Source organism: Pseudoalteromonas porphyrae (assembly GCF_001298125.1).
Taxonomy (GTDB): domain Bacteria; phylum Pseudomonadota; class Gammaproteobacteria; order Enterobacterales; family Alteromonadaceae; genus Pseudoalteromonas; species Pseudoalteromonas neustonica.
Genome location: NZ_LHPH01000001.1, coordinates 320,432 through 334,590 on the forward strand (window position 1 = coordinate 320,432; position 14,159 = coordinate 334,590).

The window sequence follows — 14,159 nt, forward strand, 5'->3', positions numbered from 1 at the left end:
AATATAAACAATAATAATTTGCATTATTATTTACTGTAGTTATTATTGCAACACATTGATTGAAAATTAATCCCGTGTGTATGCAAAATGTATTTTGAAAAGGAGCATAAGATATTATGAAAACTAATTTTTCCAATGAAGGCACAACCCAAAGCGATGAGCAAAATTTAATCTTCGCACGAGCAGCCGCTCTAGCCGACAGTGGTATATTTAAAGAGTATTTAATTTACGAAGATAACGGTGAATGTTGGTTTGCAGGGGGTATTGTTCGTTCTATAACAGTATTTGCAACTCACATTGAATCTAATACCTCTGCAGGAAAGACTCAGCGCCAAGTTAACAGTGAAAACCTCTGCCAAGTCCTACAGCAAGAATTAAATACTTGGGATGGTGAATGGCAAGCATGCGGATGGTCTAGTTTTGAATTCGCATATGCCCTCAAATCACCAGAGCTATTAACCGAAGAAGAAAAAGCAGGCCAAGAAGCGTTATTATTTATTTGTGAGCCAAAAATAACGGTATCCCTAGGGAAAAAACCAACACTCATTAAATCTAAATCCAGTGAACTTGAGCAGCAAGTACGCTTAATACTAGAAAATGCAGTTGTACGAGCACACGTTCCTTACAAAAATGTCGAAATACCAGACAATATTAATTATAAAAATGCAGTTAAAAAGTCTGTCGCCAATATCCAAAATGGTTTACTAGAAAAAGTCATACTCTCGCGTAAGGTTCCCCTACATTTTTCGCCCGACTACACTGCTACATGGCTTCAGGGGCGTTCTATGAATACACCTGCTCGTTCATTTACAATGAATTTAGCTGGTTGGAAAATCACCGGGTTTAGTCCTGAAATTGTACTTTCAGTTAATGAAAACCGTAAAGTTACAACAGAGCCGTTAGCGGGCACTCGACGATTAGAAGGTAATCCAGACACAGATCAAAAAATATTTGATGAGTTACTAAGAGATCCAAAAGAAACCCACGAACACGCAATATCTGTGAGACTTTCAGTTGACGAAATGACTGAAGTTTGTGAACCAGAATCTGTACATGTACCACAGTTCATGGTTCAAAAAAAGCGAGGTTCTGTACAACATTTAGCTTCGAGAGTCTGTGGCACTCTAAAAACAGAATATAACGCTTGGCATGCATTCGAAAGCCTATTCCCTGCTGTTACAGCGTCTGGTATTCAAAAGCTGGCTGCTTTTTCAGAAATACGACGACACGAAGGCAGTAGCAGAGGGCTTTATGCAGGCGCAATTTTAAAACTAGATCACACAGGCGTTATTGACGCAGCATTAGTTTTACGCAGTGTGATGAGTAAAGGCGATCAGCACTGGTTACAGGCTGGAGCCGGAATTGTACTTGATTCAACACCAGAAAGAGAACTCACCGAAACCAGTGAAAAACTAGCAAGCATTTCACCTTGGGTTGTTGAAAAAACAAGCTAAATTAACGTAATTCATTAAATAAGGATACTTAATGAATCCTTATTCAGCTAATACCCACTGCTACACATTTTTATAAACAAAAGTAAATTTATGTAGCTGCTAAAAGTTGTTTTAAACGAGGAGTTCAAGCATGGCACAGCCACTAATACCTACATACGATATCATTGGTGTCGGATTTGGCCCATCAAATATAGCTTTGGCGATTGCCTTAGAGGAAATTAACAATAATTCCACCACACTAAATGCCTTATTTATTGATAAACAGCCAGAATATCAATGGCATGGTGATACTATTACGAGTCAAAGTGGGCTACAAGTCTCATTTTTGAAAGATCTTGTCACATTGAGAAATCCAACCAGCCCTTACTCATTCTTAAATTATTTACATTCTCATAATCGTTTAGTGGACTTTATAAATTTAAGTACTTTCTACCCAAGCAGGTTAGAATTTAATGACTATCTGCGCTGGGTTGCGGGTCATTTTTCAGCCCAATGTCAATACGGCGAAAAGGTCACCTCTATTGAGCCGGTTATGGATAATCAAAAAGTAAAATTGCTCAAAGTGATAACAACAGACATAGGTGGTACAAGTAAAGCTCGTTTTACTAAATCACTTGTTATGGGGACTGGAGGAACCCCTTTAATACCGAAGGTTTTCCAACCACTAAAACAAACCCCACTTGTATTTCATCATACTCACTACCTATCAAAAATGACTAAACTTATTCCAGTAAAAACAAAAGACTTACGCATTGCTATAATTGGTGGCGGGCAAAGTGCTGCGGAAGCTTTTATTGATATTGATGATAATTATCCAAACGCAAAAGTTGATTTAATTATGCGTGGCAATTCGATGAAGCCAGCAGACTCAAGCCCCTATGTGAATGAAATTTTTAACCCATCATCAACAGATTCTATATTCAGTAAAACACTACAAGAAAGAGAAGAACTATTAAAAGAATATAAATACGCTAATTATTCAGCTGTTGATTCAGCGATGATTGAGCAAATATATAATATTTTTTATCAACAAAAAGTAGCTATGGTGGAGCAACATAAGTATTGCCCTAATAATGAAGTAACTCAAGCATCTGAAAAAAGTGGACAAATAACACTATCTATACTTGATAAAAAATCAAATAAGCATGCCACGAATAATTACGATTTAGTGATTTTAGCTACAGGATATGAACGACCTAAAATGGCACCTATGTTAGAACCCATTAAAGACTATTTAGGAAACATTGATATTGACAGAAATTATCAAGTTAAAGCGGATGATCGTTTTCTTCCTTCGTTATTTTTACAAGGGCGCTCAGAATCAACACATGGCTTAAGCGACACATTGCTATCAGTACTTTCTATGAGATCAGCAGAAATTGCATTCTCATTGCAAGCCGAGTTGCGAGAAAAGGTTCAACAAGTTGCCACAACTGCTTTAGCTTGATCTCCAAAATGCACATTACCCTAATAGCGTTGTTATTTAAGTAATGTGCATCCATTACAATCGAGCTTATTTTTCAATGAGCTATAACCTTGAACAGATGGCACTGCTTAATACTAAGGAACTAAAACATAGCTCACCTTGCTCAATTTCAACCATCACCACACACCAATCATTATCATAACGGAGTTTTAATGTTAACCCTTTCACCGATTTCAAAAGCCATTGCAACTACTTTATTATTCAGCAATTATGCCCTCGCTGAACAAGCAGCGTCTGAAATCCCCCACAATAATACTCAACCTATTGAAGTGATTGATGTAGTTGGCTCTTACACGACTAAATCAATGGACTACTCAACGGGGTTAGACCTTTCAATACGTGAAACACCACAATCAATCAGTGTTATCACCCGTCAGCAAATTGACGACAAAGGTATTACTGAAATAGCACAAGCATTGCGCCAAACTACGGGGATTTCTATGAATCAGGCTGAAACAGACCGCGTATTCCCTTCTGCACGCGGTTTTTCGATTGATAATATACAATTTGATGGTTCACCAGTTCGCGGAGCTAATGGCGGGGTTGAAGGAGACTTTTTATCTGATATGGCGATATATCAGCGAGTTGAAATTATACGTGGCGCCGCTGGTTTATTAATGGGTGCTGGTAACCCATCAGCAGCTATAAACCTAATTCGCAAAAAGCCAATGACTGAACAACATGCGAAAGTAACTGTAAAAACAGGGAGTTGGGGATTAACTAGAACTGATGCAGATGCGTCAACTCCACTTGGGTTTGACGATAAGCTAAGTGGTCGTGTAGTTGCTGCATACGAAGACAGTGACTCTTACATTAGCTCATTAGAACGTGGTAAAACTGTGCTATACGGCATTGTGCAAGCTGACTTTACTGCATATACCAGGCTAAACATTGGTATTGATTATCAAAAGCATCATGTCAATGGGGTAAGTTTTGGTGAAACTGTTCCTATGTACTACAGCGACGGCACACGTACAGACTTACCAAGATCAAGTAATACAGGAACTGATTGGACCTATCGCAACAGAGATCGCACAGTGACTTTCGCATCTTTAAAACATCAGTTTGCAAATAGCTGGGAGCTTAATATTTACGGCAGTTATATGGATGGTCAATATGACGATGAACGCGTGTATGTGGTCGGCTATTTAGAGCCAGAGACACACTTAGGCTTAACACCATACCCAAGCGCAACGGCGGGTGAATGGCAGCAAGATAGTTTTGATATCCGTACAAGTGGACCTTTTGAGTTATTTGGCCGTGACCACCAAGTTGTTGTGGGTTATAACAGCAGTTTTGAAAAAAACTCACGCAGTCGTAGAGCAACATTAAATACAACGCCCGATTGGTCATTTGATGATTGGCAACATTTACCTTACCCAGAGTTTGCAGATCAAGCAGACCAGTTTTGGGGCTGGGAAACCAAACAAAGCGGCGCATACATTAGCGGCCAGTTTAGCTTAATAGATCCTTTATCTATCATCGTAGGCTTACGCACTAGCACTTGGGAGCATAGCATATGGGGAAACACGATCGTTGATGTTAATGCGTCTGGCAGTGGTATTTTAACGCCTTACCTTGGCCTAGTTTACGATATAAATAGCCAGTTCTCAGGGTATGCTAGCTTAACCGAAATTTATAATTTTCAAACTCAAATAGACCGCACTGGTAACTTACTCGAACCACTTGAAGGCGCGAACTACGAAGCAGGAGTAAAAGCTGAACTTTTTGATAGCAGTCTTAATTTTTCCAGCGCTATTTTTCTTGTCGCGCAAAGCAACCTCGCGACTCCAGATATTAAAGTTATCGTCGACGGTGTACCAGAACAGCGCTACAAAGCAGAGCAAGGTGTTACCACTAAAGGCTTTGAAATTGAACTTTCCGGTGAGTTAATACCTAATTTAGAGGTATATGCTGGGTACACATACCGTAAAGCCCGTAATGCTGATGATGAAGACGTTGTTCGTATTGCACCTGAAAATATGCTCAGGTTAAGTTCTTCCTACGACTTAGAGCAAACAATTAGTGGATTAACTGTCGGCGGTGGTTTACGTTGGCAGAGTGAAATATTCACTAATCGCCCAACAGGACCAAATGGCGAAACACCAGAACAAAAAGCTTACGCCGTTGCTGACTTATTCATGCGTTATAAAATAACAGCGGACGTATCGGCTTCAATAAATATAGATAACTTATTTGATAAACGTTACTTTGAAAGTGTCGGTGTATACTCTTTTGGCGCCTACGGACAACCTCGCAGTTACAGTGCGCAAATAACTTATCAGTTTTGATGTAATACCCTATTACCTAAAAAGCTCAGTTATATAACTGAGCTTATATTTTTTAAAACCGATAATTTAACTGTACTGAGTAATTACGAGGCGTGCCCGGTCTACTACTAAACCATGCCACTTTACCTTCATACTCTTTATCAAACGCATTATTAATATTCGCTTTGACATTTAAGTTATCCGTCACGTCATAGCTCGCCACTAAACCAATGACAGTATAAGCACTTAACTGTGGGTACTCAAAGCCTTTACCTGGGGCAAGAATAAAGCCATGCCTCTCACCCGTCCAATTAATAAATCCACCAAGGGTTAATCCAGCAAACAGGCCATCAAATTCATAATCCGTATTAAATTTAGCCACCTTATCCGGCACGATTTTAGAAATACGGCCTTCATTGTTATCTGCTAGGCTCAGATTGCTATACGCGATTGATGCACGCCATTGGTCATTGATATAGCCACTGATTTCAATTTCATAGCCTTTGGACTCAACACCATCAACCGTTTTATAGATACGGGCTGCCGCTGCACTTGTATCATTAATAGCGTAATTTTCTTGGTTAATCTTAAACAAAGCGAGATCAATATTTAAATTGCCATCGAGCGATGAATAACGTGCCCCTATTTCTTTATTTTTACCGACTGTTGGATCGAGTAAGTTCCCGTTTTTGTCGAATACCATTTGGAGTTCAAAAATGTCGGTGTAACTACTATAAACAGAAACCGCTTCTGTAACATCATAAGTTGCGCCAATGTATAGGCTAGTATCGCTGTTGTTGACCCAATCACTCAATACATGGCCAGCGCCTGCACGTGAGTCAATATCTTTATAATTTGCACCTAATAGAATATTAATAGGTTCAGCCACATTTAAATTAGCAGCAATACGGTAGTTCTTAGACTCTTGCTCTGAATTAGTGATTGAAGGTTCAGAAAATACAGGCATTGGAATACTTACGCTACTGCTAGGGTCATTCGCATTAATATCAGGAGAGTTTTTTGGAAATGCACGCTTTTCAAGTTCTGAAAAGCTGGCATCTGCAACACTAAACGTGACATTGTGTTCACGTGCTAACAACGTAAAGTTACCTGTTAGATTAAGTTCAGCACGCTCACTTTCATTCTCGCGATCAGAGTGGTTTATGAAAGAACGATATAACCCAGACTCAGCATCTGGTAATGAATCGCCACTAAAAAATATCCCATCTGACTCAACATCTGAGCGATGGTAACGACCCTGAATGGACCAATCATCATTCAAAGTATATTGTAGCTCAACCATTACGTTATCTTGATTGACATCTTCATACACCCAGCTCGGGGTATCATTGTGACTGGCATCACCATTAAATGCAGAGCCATCGCTATAGCTAAATGGTAAACCACTTGAAAACTCGTCTAATTCATCTTCTTGTTGCGACCAGAATACTGAAGCCGAAAGGTCATCTGTTAGCTCAGCGCTGATTGTCCCATAAATCACTTTACGTGCACTATTAACACGGTCTTGAAAAGAATCTGCGGTTTCATAAACCGCAACCGCACGTGCTTTTACTGAACCATCATTGGTCAGCGCACCTGTCACATCACCTTCTACTCGACGCTTCCCCCAAGAACCTAGCTCAGCATTTACGTAACCTGAAAAGCTCTCTTGTGCACGTTTTTGGATAAGATTAACAGTCCCAGATGGCTGCCCGACTTCTTGTAGCATACCCGTTGAGCCTCGGATCACTTCAACCGTCTCAAACATACTGGCATCAAGCAATGAACTTTGAAAGGTACGACCCGCCGATACCATACCGTCAACTAAATAACGGTTCATAGCAAAACCTCTTGAATACGCAAAACGATCACGTCCAGAAGGTGAAGGATCAGTATGAATTGCCGCACTGTGCTCAAGCGCATCACCCACAGAGTTTAAGTCATACAATGCGATATACTCAGCATCAATTAAAGAAATAGCTTGTGGTGTATCACCAATGGCAAGTGGTAATCCCGTTGCACCAATATTACGGTAGTGTTTGCCCAACACTTCTATTTTTTCAAGTTCCTTCGCATCGATTTTGGTTACATCATCCGCGTATGCAAACCCCGTTGTCCCAACCAAAATACCTAAACCTACCGCCTGTGCAACTTTAGAAAACTGCTTCATTTATTCCTCTCAATATTTATAAAATAATAATTAACACTGCGACAGGACGAATGTAGGCTATAAAAATTTAGTAAAAATATCGTAAAACACTTATTATTGAAGGCATTATACGCATTGCACCAAAAAATATGTTCAGGTTTTGTTCTTCCTATAACTTAGAGCAAGCAGTCAGTGGATTAACTATCGGTGGTGGTTTACGCTGGAGAAAGCTCAGTTATATAACTGAGCTTATATTTTTTAGAAACTATAAGTTAACTGTAACGAATAGTTACGTGGTTCGCCTGTACGTACCGTTGAGAAAGCAATTTTTGACTCATATTCTTTGTCCAGTAAGGAACAAAAATTTAAGTAAAAACTAGGGCGTATTGACCTTTCGTGATTGATTTTGCAGCTGTATGTTTGGTATTTAGGCAAGGCAGCGCCTATGCAGTGTGGTTGTTCCCCATAAATGGGCGATAACGCAGTATAAATGCCAAACATGCGCTGCCCAAAGGGTTCTTCCTAGGGGCGATTGACTCTTTGTTGCTCGGTTTTTACTTAGCCCGCTAGGTTACAAACCTCGCGCCGCGATTAAATCGCCCCTAGATTGAACTAATTTCAATCCACAAAGGTCAACACGCCCTAATAACCTTATTTATCTTCGCTATTACTTAGCCTCTTCGTAGTTGCTAATTAATAACAGTAAAAAGCACGAGTCTTAAACCTTCAGCCAGAATCACAAATGCGTAATAAACAACCATTGACAGTTATAGCCATCTAAATGCATAATGCGCATGAAAATAAATCTCATTAACATCTGAGGCCCTAAAATAAAACCAAAAGGAATTGGCAGTGTCGGTATCTGCAGTAAAGTGGTCAGATATTATTTATCAGAATAAGACCAAACTATTAGCATTTTTAAACTCCATTCTACACTGCCCTTATTTAGCTGAAGATGCCTTGCAAGATACCTTTATTCGCTTAGCGGCCATGAGCCAACAACAAAACCATGATGTAAAAAACCCCACAAGTTTTAGCTATCAAGTAGCCAGAAATATTGCTATTGATATGCTCAGAAAAAATAAACGCGATGCGTTAATTGATATGGATGGCATAGTATTAGATGGATTACATGACAGCAGCTCTGATATAGAAGCACATTTTTCACAGCAGCAGTTATCTGAATCCATTAACAAAACAATGAACAAATTATCAACTCGCCATAAAAATATAATCAGCTTTTATCGCCATGGTCGTTTGAAACAAAAAGAGATAGCCTCTGTGTATAAAATCTCACCTACGCTTGTTAACTTTATGATTAAAGAAGTGATCCATTCTTGCAAGGTTGAACTGACTCATTAAGGTGGGAGTGGTTACCCTTACCTGAAACAGCTTTACGCGGCGCAAGCAAGGGCTATACATTTCGAGGAAAGATAACTATTTTAGTGGTCGCCAGCATATCGCTAACAATAACATCACTGCAATTAGCCCATAAGGCAAGCCAATATCGATACTATAAACACCAGTACCAACAATAGGCCCGACTACAACACCCAATCCTTGCGCTGCTGAGATTGTTCCAGCAGCTGCGCCTTGTTCATGGGCTTCAACTGAATTAGCAGCCAATGCAGAAACAGATGGGAATACCCATCCCATGCCAAAGCCCGCCACGCCATAGCTAAGGCAAAGCACAAGCGGGGTTGATGCAAAAACCGTACAAGCAAACCCTGCTGCAGCAATGAGCCCCCCACATTTAATTAATCGTCGCGGCTGCCAGTCAAGCTTTCGTAATATTATTTGTGCAACTATCAATGTTACACCAACAATAGCCAGTGCAACCCCTGCTGTGCGCGCCGTATTTGCAGGCTCTAGCAATAATCGATCGAGGGCAAAAAAACCAACCGTGATCTGCGCAACCGCAACACTAAATGTAGCAACAAAGGCCACTATTACTGGCCAGCGTAAGCGCATATCGTTTAATTTTAGTGAGTTACCGTCCGGCTTTACGTGATGTTCTCGCCTTGGCAATACATGCCAAATTACAATCAATGCAATGGCGGGTAAAACAGCCGTAATGTATAAAGGTATACTTAAACTATAAGGGCCAATGAGACCTACAAAACTTGGGCCTATAACCATACCTGCGGCACTCGAGGCCCCGATCCCAGCCATCGCTGCTGCTCGCTGTTTAGGCGATATATGATCTGCCACTAATGCAGCGCTCGTTGCGGGCACCGCTGCATAGAATACCCCTGCTATACTCCGTCCTATCACAATGCCGACAAATGCGAGTCCCTGCACCATTACCGTTTGCATCGCAAAATCAATAAACAATGCCAATAACGCATAGCTAATAACAAAGCCAGCAAGCCCAAATAGCATCACTGGCCGACGGCCGTTACGGTCGCTTAGTTTCCCCCAAAACCGAGCCATAACAACCCAAGCAACACCGGCCACAGTCATTGCCGTGCCAAGCTGCCATGCTTCAAGCCCGATAACGCGTGCAATGGGCGCAGCCAAAGCTGCAAATGCCATTAGCGCCATAGTACACACAAAGGTTTCGAACATAAGCGGTTTCAGGCTAAATGGAGCATCCGTTTGTGGCACGGTTTCATTATTTACTAGGTTACTCATTCTCTGTCCTTATGATTGAGGGTATTGCACAGTTTTTATGCCGCTCCCCACCTTCAGGACATATCGCTTTAAAGTGGTTATCGTCTATTCCTCTGGTGAGATTTTCGGCATGAAGCTGTAAGGATTTTTTATTTTTTATCGACAAATACATGCTAAATTCTTAATAAAAGGTTGTTGAACAAAATACTTATGAATAAAACGATAAAAACAAATAATGCTCAACGTTTCCCAAAACACTACCACGAATAAAAATCATTCTCAACAAAGCTAATACTTATCATTATATATAATGAAAATATTACTTGGTGGCTACATTCAAGATTAAATTGTAAAACCCTTGTTTTACAAAGATGACTGTAAAGCCCCTTTACGCAGTTACATAGCCTATGCATTCCAGAGCTGTGTATAGTATCCACCACGTGATAACAAGCAATGATGACCCCCCGACTCCACTACTTTTCCATCTTTAAGTACAATAATATTATCAGCGTTTACAGTGCTTGAAAGTCGATGGGCTACTGTGATCACGGTCCGGTTTTGTAAAAGATTACTCATTGCTTGGACGATGTCTGTTTGGGTGATGGGATCTAACGAAGCTGTGGCTTCATCTAATAACACAATAGGCGCATCTTTTAAGAGCGCTCTGGCAATTGCAATGCGCTGTCTTTGACCACCCGATGATAATAAGCCACTATCACAACGAACCATTGGTTTAACGGTTGGTACTAATTTCTAAACTGATATATATGCAAAGGTGGCGTTAACTGATTGTTCGCCACTTTTATTTTTAGTAACACGCTTAATTACTCACAAAGGTGGGCGCTAAATTAAGCCGAGCTTCTTTTGGCAGCACGTCAAACTGTTTTCTAAAGGCTACACTAAAATGACTAATATTGCTGTAACCCAATGAAATTGCCGTTTCGGTAACATTATGGTCTTTGAGTAGACTCATAGCTTTGTTCATTCTTGCTTCTTGGAAGCAGCCGTATACTGTGTTATCAAACAATGCTTTAAAACCTTGCTTAAGCTTACATTGATTTAAACCTACCTCTTTAGCCACGTTTGAAATCGTCGGAGGGTTACTCAGATCAGAGAGCAAAAAATCTCTTGCAGCAATAAGTTGCTTCTTTTCTCGAAATGAAACTTGGTTGCCGCTATCAACTGATTTTAGTGCGCTCAGGTGCCAATATAGATAATCTAGCGTCGCAGAATGTAATAACAAAGGACTTGCTTGTGGCTCTTTAATAAGTTGGTGAATACGGTTTGCACATGCATTAACTTTACCATTCGATCCACTTTGTTTTACAAAGAATGAGTGACGATTACTCAACTCTATGCAACAGAGTTCTTCACCAGCAAGCTCAGTAAGTAGTTCTGGCTTTATCATGATATCTAAATTGCAAAAATCATGGCTGTGATATGAACAAAATTTTTCACCTGCTGAAAAGCCAATATTGAAGTCTCCGCAGCTACATTGCAAAAAATGATTGCCTACAGTAGCTTCGAATTTTCCCGCAAGAATGCTGTTTAAATGAATATGTTGCGCATCACTAGGAAACACATGTTTAGTATCAGCAGGACCCATATCATCTGCTGTAGATAAGCTTACTGATAAGCCGGGTAACAACTGGACAAAGTTATGTGCACTTACAATTTGTTGCGATTTATTCGTCATATCTATTTCAATGTCACTGCACAAAGTCATTTTAAACCTTATCAATCCTAACTGGGCTGGCTGCACTCATTGCAAAGAGCTTTGAGAGTGCATTTTTAAAACTATATCACAACACCCCGCAGTTGATAATAATTTTCATTTGTAAATAAAGTTAAATTAACTCCTTTATTAATTCATCAAAAAATCGACTTAACTAAAAACATCTAGGGGCTTTAACTCTGCTTTTCATCGCAATCAGCTGTATTTTTAACCTTTGTTACTTTATAACAGTAATAATGCTGTTTAATAACAAGGAATAAAAATGAAATTACTCTCCCCTCTTGCACTGCTGGCTGCGATGAGCTTTTGCGGCATCGCGGCTCAAGCTGACAATACCTTACAACTTGAAAACGTATTCGATCTTGAATACGCCAATCAACTTGAAATGACGCACGACGCTAAAACCGTGTATTTTGTGCGTAATCGTATGGATATAAAGTCAGACCGTAAAGTCAGTAATATTTGGTCTGTCGATAGTAATTCAAAACAACTGCAACCGCTTACTTCTGGCGTGCATATGGATTATTCGCCGGTGTTATCTCCAGATGAAACGCGCTTAGCATTTATTTCAACGCGTGATGGTAGCAGTCAGATTTATGTGAAATGGTTAAAAACAGGCGCTGTTGCAAAAATAAGTAATTTAACCAAAAGCCCTGGCAGTTTACATTGGGCGCCCGATGGTAAAAAACTTGTATTCAGCCAGTTTGTATCAAGTAAAGTATCATCTCCTGTAAATCTTCCTGAAAAACCTGAGGGAGCTGATTGGGCAAAACCTGCGATGTTTATCGACGATGTTTATTATCGTGCCGATGGCGGTGGCTACACTAAGTCGGGCTTTAATCACTTTTTTGCTATTGATGCCAATGGCGGTAATGCACAGCAGTTAACCTCTGGCGACTTCAATCATGGTGGCTCGATAAGCTTTGCAGATGATGGTAAAAGTCTATATTTTTCAGCAAATCGTCACAATGAATATAAACTCAAACCAACTAACTCAGAAGTTTATAAGCTCAACTTAACCAACCTAGAAATAACCCAAATAACCGACAGAGTCGGCCCTGATAACCAACCTCTCGTTTCGCCTAATGGCCGTTACCTTGCCTATACTGGGTATGATGATAAACGCACTAATTATGAAAACACTCAGCTGTATATTCGTGATTTAAAATCAGGTGATACCAGCAGTCTAACGGCAGATTTTGACAGAAGTGTTGGGAAAATTAAATGGGCAGATAACTCAAAAGGTGTGTACTTTAGTTACGCCAGTGAGGGACAAACCGTGCTCGCTTATCAACCACGAAACGGTAAGCGTAAAATAGTGACTGAAAATATTGGTAGTGTGTCATTCGGTCGTCCATATTCTGGCGGCGATTTTGATATTAGTGATGATGGCGAAGTGGCAATTACTCTTGCCGATACACAGCGCCCGTCTGATGTCGCAATAATTAAACGAGGGAAAACTCAACGTTTAACAAAGCTAAATGATGATGCCCTTGACAATAAAAAGCTGGCAAAGGTAGAAGAAATTTGGCTTAAATCAAACCACGATAGTTTACCTATTCAAGGTTGGATTGCCTATCCTCCGGGTTTTGATAGCAGTAAAAAATACCCGCTTATTCTAGAAATTCACGGCGGACCCGTAGCTAACTATGGCCCTCACTTTAGTGCTGAAGTTCAGCTTTTTGCTGCCAAAGGGAGTGTCGTTTTATACATGAACCCACGTGGTAGTGATTCATACGGAAAAGAGTTTGCACAAACCATCCATCACAATTACCCAAGTAACGATTTTGATGACTTAATGACGGGAGTTGATGCACTAATTGCTAAAGGTTTTATTGATGAATCTAAACTGTTTGTAACTGGTGGTTCAGGTGGCGGTGTATTAACTGCATGGATTGTTGGCCATACTGACCGCTTTGCTGCGGCTGTAGTTGCAAAGCCGGTGATCAACTGGATCAGTTTTGTACTCACTGCTGACTTCTACCCGTTTTTTGCCGATTACTGGTTCCCAGGTAAACCATGGGATCATATTGAACATTACATGAAGCGTTCGCCCATCAGTTATGTTGGTAATGTTAAAACTCCAACGATGCTACTAACGGGTGAAGCTGACTACCGCACACCGATTTCAGAGACAGAGCAATTCTATCAAGCACTTAAGCTGCAAGGCGTTGATACCGCAATGGTGCGCATTCCTGATGCCTCACATGGAATTACAAAACGCCCATCAAACTTGATGGCTAAAGTGGCCTATATTCAATGGTGGTTTGATAAGCACAGTAAATAAAAAGCTTCTAAAGACTAGGGCGTGTTGACCTTTCGTGATTGATTTTGCAGCAGTATGTTTGGTATTTAGGCAAGGCAGAGCCTATGTAGTGTGGTTGTTCCCCATAAATAGGCGATAACGCAGTATAAATGCCAAACATGCGCTGCCCAAAGGGTTCCTCCTAGG

Annotated in this window: 9 protein-coding genes; 5 read left to right on the forward strand and 4 right to left on the reverse strand. The window is 40.3% G+C overall.

The features are described 5' to 3' along the window. Window positions 1-116 precede the first annotated feature (116 nt). From ADS77_RS01335 to ADS77_RS01345, 3 genes are all read left to right on the forward strand, one after another. Window positions 117-1,454, forward strand: coding sequence for a salicylate synthase (locus tag ADS77_RS01335; RefSeq protein WP_054452513.1), 1,338 nt, complete (start codon window positions 117-119; stop codon window positions 1,452-1,454). Window positions 1,455-1,584: 130 nt separating this feature from the next. Next, on the forward strand, window positions 1,585-2,901 hold the full coding sequence (locus tag ADS77_RS01340; RefSeq protein WP_054203962.1) for a lysine N(6)-hydroxylase/L-ornithine N(5)-oxygenase family protein: 1,317 nt from the start codon (window positions 1,585-1,587) through the stop codon (window positions 2,899-2,901). A 191-nt stretch (window positions 2,902-3,092) separates the two neighbouring features. Beyond that, complete coding sequence (locus ADS77_RS01345) at window positions 3,093-5,231, forward strand: TonB-dependent siderophore receptor (RefSeq protein ID WP_054452517.1); 2,139 nt, start codon at window positions 3,093-3,095, stop codon at window positions 5,229-5,231. A 52-nt stretch (window positions 5,232-5,283) separates the two neighbouring features. On the opposite strand, the gene ADS77_RS01350 is transcribed toward ADS77_RS01345, so the two are convergent. Continuing rightward, complete coding sequence (locus ADS77_RS01350) at window positions 5,284-7,380, reverse strand: TonB-dependent siderophore receptor (RefSeq protein ID WP_054452520.1); 2,097 nt, start codon at window positions 7,378-7,380, stop codon at window positions 5,284-5,286. A gap of 831 nt (window positions 7,381-8,211) precedes the next feature. Here ADS77_RS01350 and ADS77_RS01355 point away from each other — a divergent pair. Beyond that, window positions 8,212-8,721 carry an RNA polymerase sigma factor gene (locus tag ADS77_RS01355; RefSeq protein WP_054203960.1) on the forward strand — a complete coding sequence of 170 codons (510 nt, stop codon included), beginning with the start codon at window positions 8,212-8,214 and terminating at the stop codon, window positions 8,719-8,721. Between the two features lie 75 nt (window positions 8,722-8,796). On the opposite strand, the gene ADS77_RS01360 is transcribed toward ADS77_RS01355, so the two are convergent. The 3 genes from ADS77_RS01360 to ADS77_RS01370 all read right to left on the reverse strand — a co-directional run bounded on the left by ADS77_RS01360 (window position 8,797) and on the right by ADS77_RS01370 (window position 11,698). Further along, window positions 8,797-9,993, reverse strand: a complete 1,197-nt coding sequence (locus tag ADS77_RS01360; protein WP_054452524.1) for an MFS transporter — start codon at window positions 9,991-9,993, stop codon at window positions 8,797-8,799. A 384-nt stretch (window positions 9,994-10,377) separates the two neighbouring features. Next, window positions 10,378-10,701 (reverse strand): ATP-binding cassette domain-containing protein, encoded by a 324-nt coding sequence (locus ADS77_RS01365; protein ID WP_054203958.1) that lies wholly within the window; start codon window positions 10,699-10,701, stop codon window positions 10,378-10,380. Window positions 10,702-10,792: 91 nt separating this feature from the next. Continuing rightward, a complete protein-coding gene (locus tag ADS77_RS01370) occupies window positions 10,793-11,698 on the reverse strand; it encodes a helix-turn-helix transcriptional regulator (protein WP_054452525.1) in 906 nt (301 codons plus the stop codon). Window positions 11,699-11,969: 271 nt separating this feature from the next. Between ADS77_RS01370 and ADS77_RS01375 the strand changes: the two genes are divergently transcribed. Beyond that, window positions 11,970-13,994: a S9 family peptidase gene (locus tag ADS77_RS01375; protein ID WP_054452526.1), complete on the forward strand. Its 2,025-nt coding sequence runs from the start codon at window positions 11,970-11,972 to the stop codon at window positions 13,992-13,994. Window positions 13,995-14,159 lie beyond the last annotated feature (165 nt).